At 62.2% G+C, this 13,777-nt stretch carries 8 protein-coding genes and 1 pseudogene; 3 read left to right on the top strand and 6 right to left on the bottom strand.

All coding sequences use genetic code 11. The features are described from left to right. Positions 1 to 78 precede the first annotated feature (78 nt). The 5 genes and pseudogenes from QN350_RS12050 to mobF all read right to left on the bottom strand — a co-directional run. Positions 79 to 337 (bottom strand): annotated as a pseudogene (locus QN350_RS12050) (Tn3 family transposase); the annotation flags it as partial. A 406-nt stretch (positions 338 to 743) separates the two neighbouring features. Beyond that, on the bottom strand, positions 744 to 1,145 hold the full coding sequence (locus QN350_RS12055) for a DUF488 domain-containing protein (RefSeq protein ID WP_322140489.1): 402 nt from the start codon (positions 1,143 to 1,145) through the stop codon (positions 744 to 746). 457 nt (positions 1,146 to 1,602) lie between these two features. After that, positions 1,603 to 2,151 carry a flavodoxin family protein gene (locus QN350_RS12060; RefSeq protein ID WP_322140540.1) on the bottom strand — a complete coding sequence of 183 codons (549 nt, stop codon included), beginning with the start codon at positions 2,149 to 2,151 and terminating at the stop codon, positions 1,603 to 1,605. A gap of 95 nt (positions 2,152 to 2,246) precedes the next feature. Beyond that, positions 2,247 to 3,608 (bottom strand): divalent metal cation transporter, encoded by a 1,362-nt coding sequence (locus QN350_RS12065; RefSeq protein ID WP_322140488.1) that lies wholly within the window; start codon positions 3,606 to 3,608, stop codon positions 2,247 to 2,249. 348 nt (positions 3,609 to 3,956) lie between these two features. After that, entirely contained in the window at positions 3,957 to 7,874 is a 3,918-nt protein-coding gene (gene mobF / locus QN350_RS12070) for a MobF family relaxase (protein ID WP_322140487.1), read from the bottom strand. Between the two features lie 328 nt (positions 7,875 to 8,202). On the opposite strand from mobF, the gene QN350_RS12075 reads away from it, so the two are divergent. Continuing rightward, on the top strand, positions 8,203 to 8,913 hold the full coding sequence (locus QN350_RS12075; protein ID WP_322140486.1) for a VIT family protein: 711 nt from the start codon (positions 8,203 to 8,205) through the stop codon (positions 8,911 to 8,913). Positions 8,914 to 9,041: 128 nt separating this feature from the next. Here the strand turns inward: QN350_RS12075 and QN350_RS12080 are convergent, their stop codons facing one another. Next, positions 9,042 to 9,377 (bottom strand): hypothetical protein, encoded by a 336-nt coding sequence (locus QN350_RS12080; RefSeq protein WP_322140485.1) that lies wholly within the window; start codon positions 9,375 to 9,377, stop codon positions 9,042 to 9,044. 1,425 nt (positions 9,378 to 10,802) lie between these two features. Here QN350_RS12080 and mmsA point away from each other — a divergent pair. Both mmsA and mmsB read left to right on the top strand, forming a co-directional pair. Continuing rightward, complete coding sequence (gene mmsA / locus QN350_RS12085; RefSeq protein WP_322135108.1) at positions 10,803 to 12,371, top strand: multiple monosaccharide ABC transporter ATP-binding protein; 1,569 nt, start codon at positions 10,803 to 10,805, stop codon at positions 12,369 to 12,371. After that, on the top strand, positions 12,368 to 13,711 hold the full coding sequence (gene mmsB / locus QN350_RS12090; RefSeq protein ID WP_134450107.1) for a multiple monosaccharide ABC transporter permease: 1,344 nt from the start codon (positions 12,368 to 12,370) through the stop codon (positions 13,709 to 13,711). The genes mmsA and mmsB overlap by 4 nt, the downstream gene beginning before the upstream one ends. Positions 13,712 to 13,777: the final 66 nt, after the last annotated feature.

Below are 13,777 nucleotides of genomic sequence, written 5' to 3' on the forward strand. Positions count from 1 at the left end.
TTTGATCACCTTCCATAATGGTTGGTGGCCCTATTTTCAGTTGGCGTTTCTGGCCCTGTTTTCGGTCGGCGTTAACAGGAGTGCGGTTGCGAGGCCGTTCTGGCGAGGATACGCACCAAGTTTTCGCATCATCAGCCAACGTGGTAACGGTTCCTGTTTTGATCGACGCGGCGAGTCGGAGGATCTCATCCCAGTGCTGGATGATCGTGGCGGTATTGATCGGGCCGCCGATCAGCGGTGCCAGTGTGGTGAGGCCGTGGGCGCGGGTTGGTGTGTAGAGACGGGTTTCGTCTACGTTTCGGATGCGGGGTGCGAAGCGGTAACCGAGGAGTTGCATTTTGACCAACTTTCCGGCGCGACAAAGTCCACGGCAAGCCGCCCGCTAATACGTGATTTTTGCGTGGACGCCAAGTTCGGGGGTGTGCAAACGGTCAGGACGATGACGCTGTCTTCGATCGCGTCGAGGGCGTGTCGGGCATCCGGGACTGTCAGAAGATCCCCCGGGGAACCGTTCCACTCGGCAGACCCAGACCGTAACAGCACCCGGCCCACGAGGACCTGTACCGTCGCTTCGCCCGGGTTTTCATGCTCCGATAAACACTCCCCGGACCGGAGAGCGATGAGGGTTTGCCGCAAATGGTGTTCATGACCGCCGAACACCGTCTCCGCGCTCCGTCCGCTTGACGCACGCTTGGCTTGATCCAAGTGATGCCGGCCCAAAGCGATTAACGATACTTTCTGCATCAGGACGTTCCCTTCTCAAACCTTGCCGGGGATCGCTCATCATTGAGGATCGCTACCAGAACGGCGGCCTCGCTGATCTCAACGCTTTTCGAGGCGGTGAGCACAGTCAGGTTCCCGTGCCGGGCGACCGCGAACAGATGAGAGAGAACTTTGGCCTGCACTGGGTACGCAAGCTCCGAACGATATCGGGCTGAAAACTCAGCGAACAGCTTCGGGTCGTGCCCGTACCACTGACGGAGGGCCGTAGACGGCGCGACAGCCTTCTGCCACTCATCGAAATTCGCTCGTTGCTTGCTCAACCCGCGAGGCCACAAACGATCCACCAGCACTCTCGTCCCGTCCCCTCGGACCCGCGCATCGTAGGCGCGACTGATGCGTACACGGTGTGCAACGACACTCACCGGACCGCCCCGTCGCGCACCGTCGTGCTTGTGGTTTCCCAGCGGGCCACCCGCCGTACCGGGCCCTGCGAGGGGCCCGGAGACCGCTCTCTGAAAATGGCGGGGTGTGCCTGGTTGACGGCGTCCATCAGGAGGGTCGAAGCACTCTGGGATAGGCCATTCCGAATCTGCAGAACGAAACTTTTCGACGAACTATGGGCATAGCCCTAGTATGTTCTCCCGATCGTCGTGACGACGAGACTAAAGTCACATCCCACAAGCGTGACGCGACCACTCGCCACGGTACTCCGGTAGGTGAAAACGTCCCCAACAACAGCGAATCGCGACACAGCGATCCCGAAACGTCCCCATAAAGCCTCCGACTCAACGTTGGTACCTCAAGTTGACGCGAATTCGTTGGGATCGGTTCATACCAGCTTTGCCTCTGGTTGAGGGGAACCCCCACAGGGCAAGGTGTCTAGGTGGCCAGCCGGCCACCAGAGTGCTGGTGATACGTGGTGGTGGCCAGGGCGGTTCCCCAGGTTTTTGCGCGGTTGAGTTCTCCAGGCTCGAATTCCCCGTCAGTACTGAGGAAGAATATTTCTGGTGGCATGACGGGGGTGAAGCCGTTGATGTCCAGGACGTGTTGTATTTGAGTGTCCGCTTCGAAGACAGAGAGGTGGCGGCGGGTTCGGGTTTCGAACACGGCGAACAGGGTTGGTGTGGGAGGAAGTTCAGTGAACCACTCGCGCATACTGATGGCCCCGGGCGGTAGGACTGTCGCGGCAGGGTCCGATGCGTTTTGGGCTTCTCGGATGTCGTCGGCGTGGGCTTCGGGCAGGCTCAGCCCTGACCAGTGATCAGGGGCCCCGACAACGAGGAGGTCAGGTTCGCCGACCGTGTCCGGGTCAGCGTCATTGACGCTGAGAACCCTGACGGTAGCGAAACGCGATAGGCCGGAAGCGATGCTTTCGGCGACCTGCTGGGTACGTCCGTGAATGGACTCGTACACCACCACAACATCCATCACTGTTACTGCCCTCTCAAGGAGAATCTGTTGTGGGAACTCTATTCCTATCGCCCCAACCCTTTACCGGAGATCTTCTCGTTGCTGCCGTCTTGCTAGAGGTAGGAGCTGAGTAGTGCGATCGCGGCGGCGCCCATGATCGCGAACGCGCACCAAAGACCGATTTTTGACCATCGCCCGTTGACGTAGTTGCCCATGATCGCGGTGCGGCTTGTGAGCCTCGCGATGATGAAGATCAGCGGCACGGCGACGATCCCGTTGAAAACCGCTGTGAGTACGAGGGCTTGGACCGGGTCAAAGCCCACGAAGTTCAGGACCAGCCCGGTCAGGGTACCGATAATGATCACGAGGTAGAACGCGCGGGCTTGCCGGAATTTGCGAAATAAGCCCTCTTTCCAGTTGAACGTCTCTGTGATGGCGTACGACGAAGACCCGGCAAGTACTGGGATACTCATCAGGCCGATCCCGATTACCCCGACAGCGAAAATTAGTTTGGCAAGTAATCCGGCGTTCGGGAAGCTTTTCACCAAAGGTTCCAACGCCTGGGCTGCATCAGCTGCGGTAACGATGTTTGTGACACCGCCCTGGTTCAGGACGACCGCGCCGACCACGATGATGAACCAGGCCACAATGTTCGAGAAGAACATCCCGAGCACCGTATCAATCCGGAGCTTCCTCAAATATGTTCTCGTCAGGGGCGGTGGGCCCTCCCCGGCGGAAGCGGGTTGTTGCATTCGTTCGTCTTCGACAACGTTGCTGGTCTGCCAGAAAAACAGGTACGGAGAGATTGTGGTTCCGAAGATGGCGACCAAAACGAAGAGGAACTGCTGGTTGAACTCGATATGCGGAATCACGGTCGCTTTCACCGCCTCCGCCCAGGGCACGGCGATCAGGAACGCGGTCGCTAGGTACGCAAACAGCGCGAACGCCAACCATTTCAGAATCCTGACGTACGTGCGGTACGGGACCAGTACTTCTAACACCAGGATGATCACCACGAACCCGATCGCGAGAACAACGAAAGGCACCCCCGGGAGGAGCAAGTTCGCGCTGGCGGCCATCGCCCCGATATCCGAACCGATGTTGAACGTGTTCGCCGCGGTGACCAGCAGAACGATGGGGTACAGCACTTTCTTCGGGTAACTGTCACGGATGATCGCGGCGAGACCCTTCCCGGTCACCGCACCGATCCGCATACACGCCTCTTGCACAGCGATCATCAGCGGCAACGTCAACAGAATCGACCACAACGTTCCGAAACCGAACTGTGCGCCGGCCTGGGAATACGTCGCGATCCCTGACGGGTCATCATCAGCCGCGCCGGTCACGATCCCCGGACCCAACACACGCAACAGCCGACCAAACCCACGCTTTTTCCCTCGCCGAGGAAACGCGACGGTATCCGAATCATATTCCTGCCCCGGGTCGGCAACCTGCTCATCAGAAGGGGTCGTCATCGTGCGCTGAGTCTAAGCCGCCGAAATGAGCAGTACCACCGCCCTCACCATCGACAGTCCGGCCGGACGAATCAGCCGTTGGCCGCTTCATGATCAAACCAGCTTGCGCAGACGGGAACTGACGTTGATGCAATCATGAACTGAAAACGACAATACCCAGCTCCGAAAGAGCCCAAAATTTCCGCTGTCCCGCCTCAACCCGCACCGCGGCCGATACCCCCACGCGTCTACCGTTAGCGTCGGATATTTGACGAATTCACAAGCCACCCCTATAGACGAAGGCCCCGCAGATGGTGTGACACACGGAGGGGTACCCGCGCCGCGGGTGCCCCTCCGTGTGTCCAGGTGCTACCGTTCGATGCCCTGATCCCGGGCGGGCGCCTGATCCGCCCCCGACTGCCGATCGTCTCGGTCACCCGCTTTCTGCACCTTCACGTTGACGCCCTGCCGGCGCAATTGCTCGACCCGTTCGGCCGCACGCTTCTGCTGCTGCTCCTTCATCCTCTGAGCCGTTGTTTTAGCGGCGGTGGGCTTCTGCAGGGGTTTAACAGCGGTGGTTCCCGTTTGTGCCGTTGCGGCCTGTCGGGCGCGGAGAGCGGCGGCTGTGGCTGCTGCTGCGGCGCGCTGCCGGTCGTTCTCGGTGGCGGCGGGACGTGAGCTGAGAACCTGGGATTTGTGCATGGCCGTGACCCGTTGGGCCAGGTCGGCGCCCACGGTGCGCTGCCGGTAGTCCGCCGGCACCGCGGCGGTTTCCTGGGGGTCGATGCGGTACTGAGTGCGGAACACGTCCACCTCGGCGGCAAGTTCCGTCCACTGCTGCCGGCGGGCGGTGTCGGCGGGGACCTCGCCCAGCCCGCTTGCCCAGGCGGGCTGTTCGGCCGCGATTGTTGCACCGCGCTCCTCGAGGCGCACGTGTAGGTAGTCGTAGCGTTCGGCCAAATGTTCGCGCCACTCGGGCGCGGTGTGTTCGGAGTCGATCGCGCGTCGGTCTGCGATCCACTCCGGCACCGCCGGGGTGGCCCTCTCCTGGTCGATGGACACGGTGGCCCGGTGGCGGTCGGTGTTGTCGCTGATCCGGGAGGCCAGCACGGCCGCCGGGTCCTGGGCGTTGGCCATGTCGCGTTGCGTCCACGCCTGGCGGATCGTGTCGACAGGGTCCAGGCCGGCGGCCTCGGCGTGGCGGAGCGCGGCCTCGACCGCGCCCCAGCTCTCCTGCTCGCGCAGCGTTGTTGCCAGGCCTTCGCCCAGCCCCTGGTTGGCGATCTTCGTAAAGCGCAGCACGTCGGCGCGCTCGTGCACGTCGCCGTACTGATCGATGAGAGTCACCAAGTCATCCACCCGGGCCTGCTCGGCGCGGATGGTCTCGGTGGCCGAGAGCAGACCGTCAGCGTTGCCGGCGATCTGGGCCAGGACGTCACTGACCGGCTGGGCATCGGCGGTCTCGACATACAGGCGGTTTTCGTGCTTGCCACGGGTCAGGCCAACGTAGACGAGTTCCCGGCTGGTACTGCTGTCCGCCAGGACGTGCGCGATATCGGCGGTCATACCCTGGGCGCGGTGAATGGTCGAGGCATAGCCGAGCTCAACGGCGCTGTTCACGTAGTCATTGGGCAGGGTGATCGTGCCCCCGGTGCCCTGGTTGCTGACAGTGAGTGTTCCGTCTCGGTGCGCCTTCACCACAGTCCACAGGTCGCCGTTCTTGATGATGTCGCGGCCGCCGCTGACCTTCAACTGCGAGTTGTTCACCCGGGTCACAACCGTGTCGCCCTGGTAGGCGGCCAGGCCGTCGCGCAGCGGGGCTGATTGCTTGCCCGTGACGATTCCCTCACTCATGCCAAACGCCTGGGCGCGGGCATTCAGCTCGGCCACGGTGCTGTTCTGCTGGGCGAGCATCACCGAGTGCAGACCAGCTGTGGTATCCGACTGCCAGGACGCGAACACTTCCCCTGCCATCCGGTCAACGCTGCCGCCGGTAACACGATCATTCGTGACGTACCAGGCGAACGGATCGCCAGTCGTTGCCGGGTCGCGCAGCAGCTTCGTGGCCTCGGCTTCGTCCTTGTTGATGAAGCGGTGCAGCTGCTCAAGCTTCACGGAACCGACCTCGTTCTCCAGGAGTCGCAGCGCGCCACCGGCCTCGACCGCGGAAAGCTGGCGGTCATCTCCGATGAGGCGCACGTGTGCGCCGTGCAGCTGGGCAATGCGGGTCACCTTGGCCAGGTTGGTGGTGCCGGCCATGCCGGCCTCATCCACCACGATCACGTCGCCCGGGTTCAGGTCCAAACCCTCGATGCGTTCCGTCTGCTGCAGCAGCTCGGCCAGGCTGCCTTTCTGGAAAGTGAATGAGTGAATCGTCTTGGCGTCGATTCCGATTGCGTCTTTCATCACCGCGGCCGCAGTGGCGGACGGGGCCAAGCCCACCACCTTCCCGCCCTGCGCTTCGACTGCTCGGGCCGCTACGCGCAGCGCCGTTGTCTTACCCGTACCTGCAGGGCCAGAGCCCACGACCAGGCGCGCACTGCTCGTGGCGAACACCCGGGCAAGTTCCCGCTGGCCAGCGTCCAGGTGCCGGCCGTCCTTCGCGGCGACCTGGTCGAACACGTCGCGGGATACGGGCGAGGCCGTGCGAGTGCGCGCGGCGTCCAGCAGTGTGTCCTCAGCGGCCAGGATGCTCCGAGACGTGAGGAGCTGGCGGCCCTTGTGCTCGTAAATGCTCGTGCCGTCACGCCGGGTGAGGGGCTGGAAAGCGCCGTGCGGTGCCGGCGGGGTGACGGTGATGGAATCGGTGTTCAGAGCGTGCCGGGTGATGTCCTCGACGGTGCCCTCAACAGTGTTGCCGCAGCTGTGCTGCGCCTGGACATAACGGCGGGTTTCGGCCTCGATCGTGTGCGGTCCCCACACTGCATGATGCTCAGACACCGTCTCCACAACCTGGGCCGCCGCCTGCGCGACGGTGACGATTTGCGCCGGCACCGTGGAGGCGCTGTCGTCCCGTGCGCGTGCTTGGGCATCCCGGAGAATGCCGCCCACGGCACGGTCGCCAACCAGTGCCCCGGCCTGCACGCGCCAGAGCGTCCGCAGCTCCGACAGTGCCCGGGCGTGGAGCTTCTGCGGCCGAGTGTCCAAGGTAGCCTGCTGAGCCAAGGCAATACGAGCCTTCATGTCCGGGGTACGGCCATGGGTTTCGCGGTACTCGGATTCAAGCTTGGTCATGGCGGCTTTGATCCCCACCGACCTGGTCGAAAAACCGGAAGTGAGGCGTTCATCGATCCCGGCGATTTCGACCACAGGCCGCTTGCCCGGGGTGACCTCGCGCAGTTCGGTTGCCAGGTTCAACCGGTCGGTAACCCTGTCCATCACACGTTGGTTGTAGAACTCCGACGCGGCCACCCCCTGACGGTGCAGCAGCTTGGAATCGATGGTGCGCCACTTCCCATCCACGCCTTTGACCTTGTTCGCAACCACCAGGTGATCGTGCAGCTGCGGGTCACCGTTCCGGGAATCGTAGTGGCGGAACCGGGTTGCGATTAGGCCGCCCTCAACGTCGATCTGGGCGAGGCCGTTAGTGCCGGCGCGGGTGGCGATTGCTTCGCGTTCGAGGTAGCCGATGGTGTCACTGATCGCGGCTTCATGCTCTTCCTCGATCGCCTTCCGGGTCTCGTTATCGCCCAGCGCCCACAGCGTTGACACGCTCTTAGCTGGGGAGAAGACCAGGTCGAATCCGGCAACAGCCTGCTGCGTGGGGCGGGTGGCCGCGGTGATGAACCGGCCCAACTCTTCCTTGTCGGCTGGCTGCCGGCCCTTGGCCGTGCGGAACGCCTGCGCGCCCTCCCGCACCCGGATAACGCGGCGTTCTTCGGCGTTAGGTTCGCGGTGGTTGATCCGGGTGAAGTCGGCGTAGCCCGTTTCGATCTGCTCGCGGAGGTCGGTGGTTCCCTGTTTGTACGAGTAGTAAGCGCGGCCCAGCTTGGCCAGCTCCATCGCCTCGGCAGCGGTCTTACCCTGAGCTTGGGCTGCGGCAATGATCTGCTCCGCATCCGGGTGCAAACCCTCACCGTAGAGGGCCTTCATCTGCTCCTCAGTGACAACACCGGAAACGCCCAGGGCGGCCAATCCTGAACCCACCCAGACGCCGGGAGGGTTGCCCTCGATGGTGTAGTAATCGCCCAGCTCCTGGCCCGCCTCGCGCTTCACATCACCGCTGGCAGTCTCGCTGATGTAGTACGCATACCCGTCTCCCGCGGAAAGGATATGCACAGTCATCATGGGGGTCAGCCTACCTCGTTGATTACTAATGCCAGAGGTGTGACAGATTAACTGACGAAGAATGAGGAGTGAATGTGGCCAGGATCGTCAGAGACTGCGTCTGTGCTTTGAGACCGCTGGGAGTGCACGGAGCCGACGAGGAACGAGGACAGCGCAGTGAACGCGGTCGATAAGCAACAGACGAGTGCTCCGCTTTTCCCGACCTCGCCCCGTGTGGTCCGACCCCTTCCCTGCTGCGCCGCTTGTGCGCCCGCGGGGCGTGCCCGTGATGGTCGGGCTGGCGACTCCGTAAATAGCGCAACGGGCCAGAAGCTGCTTGACTTTCGACATGACTGAACTCGACCACGGCATCGAACCGCACGCCCCCGGCCACGCCGAACGGCTCAACTGGCTGCGCGCCGGTGTGCTCGGCGCGAATGACGGCATCGTCTCCGTCGCCGCACTCGTCGTCGGCGTGGCCGCGGCCACCCCGGATTCCGCGGCGATCCTGATCGCCGGAGTCGCGAGCCTGCTCGCTGGGGCGATCTCGATGGCCCTCGGCGAATACGTCTCGGTGAGCAGCCAACGCGACACCGAGCGCACCCTGATCGCCAAGGAACGCTGGGAGCTTGCCAACGTGCCAGAGCAAGAGCTCGCCGAGCTTGCGGACATGTACCAAGCGAAGGGGCTCAGCGCGGAGACGGCCCGGCGCGTCGCCGACGAGCTCACCGCGCACGATGCCCTCGCCGCGCATCTCGAGGTCGAGTTGCACATCGGCACCGAGGAACTCTCCAACCCGTGGCATGCGGCGTTCGCCTCCGCCCTCGCGTTCACCGTCGGCGCGATCCTGCCGCTGCTCGCGGTGCTGCTGCCACCGCCGGCGTGGCGCCTGCCCGCAACTTTCCTCGCCGTCACGGTTGCCCTTGTGATCACCGGCTGGCTGAGCTCCTACCTCGGCGGCAGTCCCCGCGGCCACGCGATCGCCCGGGTGCTCATCGGCGGCCTACTCGCCCTCGGCGTGACCTGGGCGATCGGCGGTTTGATCGGCACGGCGGTCTGACCGTAGTAGGAGGCCCACCGCCAGCAAAGGCCGGACGCACTACCCTGCCCGCCACCAGAAATCTCAGATCACGCCCGAGCGAGCCCACTCAACCGTCAGGCCCGGGCACCGCGACCCAACCGTTAGCCTCACGCCATGAGATGGCAGTACTGCGAGTAGCCGCATGTCTTCCCCAACCCGCCAACGCCGACGTACTTCCACCAGGCCTGCTGCAACGTGACGTTCCGGTTGGCTTTCATCGACCGCAGTACTGCTTTGAAGTCAGGTGGTTCATACTCGTCGAACATGCGTTGGCGTTCGTCCGGGAACATCGCCTGAACGGCGGATTCGGTCGTTGGCTCCGCAAGCGCAGCCGTGAGGTCTCTCGGGGCGACGGTCTTTTTGACCACTGATACGTCCCGCCGCGAACACCCCGCTGCCTCGACGATGTCGTTGTAGCTGCGCCCTTCAAAGAGGAGCTCCATGGTTTCGGTAGTTGCTCACACTGGCCCGGTTCTAGTTCGAAACGGCGACACCGACGTGCCACCACTTCGATCAGGAGACCGCAGACCCGGACGCAGTACCAACTACCCAGAAGAAGTGGTTAATACCTGCCCGGACTATCAGTACCGCCAAGGGCTACTCGCCGACAGCGACCGGGGCGCCGAAGAGCGCTTGTCCGCATATGACTCCATGGCTTCCAATCGCTCTAAGGAGGATGATGAGCGTCGTGGCAGTCGAACCGACGAGCGTCGCAACCAACTTCTTCCAGCCGCGCCAACTCTTTGAGAACTAGATCAAGACAATTCCGCTGCCGCCAGCCCCCGATGGGAACGAGAAGTCCACCGAACGCCTCTGCAGCGATAAGTGCCGGGTCACCGAGCCCCGGCGACGCCGACACCCAACTTTGCCCGAACGAATCCGAGCGGGACTTCCTGCCGGGCTCGCCGTGCGGGGTCGTTTCGGCTCTTGGACGTGGATGAAATATCCGAGGCGAGGCGTTTGGACACCCGGCTGACGAGCTCTATAGCCGAGATTCCCAGGCTGGTCTCAAATTCGGCAAGGGAGGGGCTCTGTCAAAGCATGATTCGTGTTCGATTGACGTGACGTGTCCGAGTTTCAAGTGGCGGAGGAGGCCGTTGTAGAAGGTTTGAGGTAGTCGAACTGAACCGGCCCGGGTTTCATGTCGTCGTTTTGTTGTCGGCTTCGTTCGACTGTGCGCCAAGATTTCGCGGAACTGGTTTGCCGTGGCATTGCGCTAGGTGAGCAATCTTTCTGGCAACGATCAGTCCGAATTCCGGAAGCGAGTCATCCCGTCACTCATCCAGCGGGGCTGAACCGGATCGCCCTCGTTCTGAAGCGCGCGTCCCGTTGCGGTTTTCAAAACGGTTATCAAAACGAGACAATCCGTTTCAATCCTGGCGTGACAGGCGATGCAGTGCGGGGAGTATGGTGATCACGGTTGGTGTGACCGTTCACACTTGAAGTGACGACGCAAGAACCAACCGATATACCGGTCGGCTTCTTTTGCTGCCGGCACGGGGACGGCGATTTTTTCTGTTACCCATTTTTTGCGTCAGCACTGTAGGACAAAGGAGTCGAATTGTGGGCACAGGTGCCGCTTGTCGTGAATGTGCGGAGCGTGCTGCGGGTCCCGGCTCTTTCGGCGCAGATCATTTTGGTCGTTGTCTGGCTGAGGGCGCTATCTCGCCAATGGCCCTCCACCGCTTGGCGCCGCCTTCAACTTGTGCAGTAGGGACCGCTCCGGCGGTCGCCGACCTGTCGGCCGGGAGCGTTTTTTTTCGACTCCCGGCGGCTGCCCGAGCGTGACGCTGCCCGGTGCCGTCTCACTCGTCGATCACGTCCAACGCCGGACGTCATCAGGATCACCTGAATCAAGGAGCACAATAATGTCCATTGAACGGCGTGCGGCGCGCGAGCCCGTCATCCTGGAGATGCGCTCGATTACGAAAGAGTTTCCCGGGGTTAAGGCGTTGTCCGATGTGTCGCTCACGGTGACGGCGGGGGAGATCCATGCGATCTGCGGTGAGAACGGGGCGGGCAAGTCGACCCTGATGAAGGTGCTCTCGGGCGTTTACCCGTATGGCACCTACAGCGGAGACATCGTGTTCCAGGGGAAGGACGTCCATTTCAAGGACATTCGCTCCAGCGAGGCGGCTGGCATCGCGATTATCCACCAGGAACTCGCGCTCATCCCTGAACTCTCGATCACCGAGAACATCTTCCTCGGCAATGAGCCCACCAGATGGGGCGCCATCGACTGGATCAAGGCCAAGAAGACCGCTCTGGAGCTCCTTGCCCGGGTCGGCCTGCGCGATGACCCTGACACCCTGATCAAGAACATCGGCGTAGGTAAACAACAATTGGTTGAGATCGCCAAGGCGCTCAACAAGTCGGTTAAGGTCCTGATTCTGGACGAGCCGACGGCGGCCCTCAACGAAGCGGACTCTCAGCATCTGCTTGACTTGATTCGGGGGCTCAAAGGCAAGGGCATCAGTTCCATCATGATCTCGCACAAGCTGAACGAGATCGAGCAGGTCGCCGATTCCATCACCATCATTCGCGACGGCAAGACCATCGAAACACTCGACGTCGTCAACGACGGCGTCAACGAGGACCGAATCATTCGTGGCATGGTCGGCCGGAGCCTCGAAAGCCGGTTCCCGGAGCACACCCCCGACATTGGCGAGGTGTTCTTCGAGGTACGCGACTGGAATGTGCAACACCCGCAGGTACCCGAGCGGATGGTCGTGAAGAACTCGAGCCTTACTGTTCGCCGGGGCGAGATTGTCGGCATTGCCGGCCTGATGGGTGCTGGGCGAACGGAGCTTGCGATGAGTATCTTCGGCCGCTCCTACGGCAACTACTTGTCAGGTCGCCTATTCAAGGACGGCGTGGAAATCGAGCTCCGCAGCGTTTCGGATGCCATTGACCACGGTCTTGCCTACGTGAGTGAGGATCGCAAGGCGTTGGGTTTGAACCTGCTCGATGACGTGAAACGGTCGATCGTGTCCGCGAAGCTGTCTAAGATCTCCCGCGGGCCTGTTGTCAACGACGAGAAGGAATACGCAATCGCGGAAAGCTTCCGCACGAGCCTACGAATCAAAACGTCGAGCGTGGACGCGGGTGTGAACAAGCTCTCGGGCGGCAACCAGCAGAAAGTCGTGCTGGCTAAGTGGATGTTCACCGATCCGGACCTTTTGATCCTCGACGAGCCGACCCGGGGCATCGATGTCGGCGCGAAGTACGAGATTTACGGCATCATCCAGAAACTGGCCTCCCAGGGTAAGGGAGTGGTGCTCATCTCCTCGGAGCTGCCCGAGCTGCTGGGCCTCGCCGACCGCATTTACACGGTCTTCGAGGGAGCAATCACCAATTGCATCCTCGCGGCGGAGGCCGACCCCGAAACCCTGATGAAGAGCATGACCAGCGCCCGAAAGAAGGCCTACAGCAAATGAGCCAGCAGTTGAATACCGAAAAGAACACGAGCGGCGGGATCCGCGACCTGCGGAGAATGTTCGGCGGCGGCAGGTCCAGTCTGCGCCAGTTCGGGATCCTGTTCAGCCTGATCGCGATCATCGTGCTGTTCCAATACCTGACGCACGGCCTGACACTGTCTTCGGGCAACCTGATCAACCTCGTTAGCCAGTATTCCTACATCCTGATCCTCGCGATCGGCATGGTGATGGTCATCATCGCGGGCCACATTGACCTCTCTGTCGGGTCCGTTGCGGCTTTCGCCGGCATCGTCGTGGCGACCTCAATGCAGGACTGGCACTTCCCTTGGCCGGTTGCCATCGTGTTCGGCCTCGTCGTTGGTGCCCTAATTGGGGCGTGGCAAGGTTTCTGGGTTGCCTATATCGGCGTGCCGGCCTTCATCGTCACCCTCGCCGGGATGCTCATATTCCGAGGCGGTAACCAACTCATCGGCAACGCGAACACGGTCCCCGTCCCAGAAGGCTTCACCGTCATCGGTGCCGGATATCTCCCGGAGGTGGGCCCGTACACGGGGTACAACAACCTCACGCTTCTGCTCGGACTGATCGTCGTGATCGCCGTGGTCATGTCTGAGTGGCGCAGCCGAAAGGTGCAGCGGATCATGGGCTCTAGCCCCGCCCCACTCTGGGTGAGCGCGGTAAAGGTCGTACTCCTCAGCAGCGTCGTCGTATATGCGACGGTACTGTTCGCGGGTGGGCGCACCGGAACGAGCTTCCCCGTTTCAGGAATCATCCTCGGAGTACTCGTGTTGTTCTACGCCTTCGTGACGAAGAACACGATCTTCGGACGCCACATCTACGCCGTCGGCGGAAACAAGCTCGCGGCCGAACTCTCCGGCGTCAAGTCCCGCCGGGTCAACTTTCTCGTCATGATGAACATGTCGATCCTCGCGGCCCTGGCCGGGATGATCTTCGTAGCCCGCTCGGTCGCCTCGGGTCCACAGGACGGCCTCAGCTGGGAACTCGACGCGATCGCCGCGGTCTTCATCGGAGGCGCCGCCGTGTCCGGCGGCATCGGCACCGTGACCGGTTCCATCGTCGGTGGGCTCGTGATGGCTGTGCTTAACAACGGCCTGCAACTGCTTGGTGTCGGCGCGGACCGCGTACAGATCATCAAGGGCCTCGTACTCCTGGTCGCAGTGGGAGTGGACGTCTTGAACAAGAGCCAAGGCCGACCATCAATCATTGGACTCCTCACCCGCAACCGCAAGACAAATGAGTTCCCGCCCGAACCACCCCTCGTTGTGCCCGGATCTGGAACACCAGACACCGCGAGGCCCACGGCGACCCTGTCGTCGTGACCTCGGCCGCGCCCTCTCCCCACACCTTCACCACCCTGCCCAACACTACTGAGAAGAAAGCGAAAC

The organism is Cryobacterium sp. 10I5, from assembly GCF_035019865.1.
Lineage (GTDB): Bacteria > Actinomycetota > Actinomycetes > Actinomycetales > Microbacteriaceae > Cryobacterium > Cryobacterium breve_A.

Excerpts from the sequence above, each read along its gene's own strand:
- QN350_RS12060 (WP_322140540.1), bottom strand. The coding sequence starts at position 2,151 with ATGGATGTTGTGGTGGTGTACGAGTCCATTCACGGACGTACCCAGCAG.
- QN350_RS12065 (WP_322140488.1), bottom strand. The coding sequence starts at position 3,608 with ATGACGACCCCTTCTGATGAGCAGGTTGCCGACCCGGGGCAGGAATAT.
- mobF (WP_322140487.1), bottom strand. The coding sequence starts at position 7,874 with ATGATGACTGTGCATATCCTTTCCGCGGGAGACGGGTATGCGTACTAC.
- QN350_RS12075 (WP_322140486.1), top strand. The coding sequence starts at position 8,203 with ATGACTGAACTCGACCACGGCATCGAACCGCACGCCCCCGGCCACGCC.
- QN350_RS12080 (WP_322140485.1), bottom strand. The coding sequence starts at position 9,377 with ATGGAGCTCCTCTTTGAAGGGCGCAGCTACAACGACATCGTCGAGGCA.
- mmsA (WP_322135108.1), top strand. The coding sequence starts at position 10,803 with ATGTCCATTGAACGGCGTGCGGCGCGCGAGCCCGTCATCCTGGAGATG.
- mmsB (WP_134450107.1), top strand. The coding sequence starts at position 12,368 with ATGAGCCAGCAGTTGAATACCGAAAAGAACACGAGCGGCGGGATCCGC.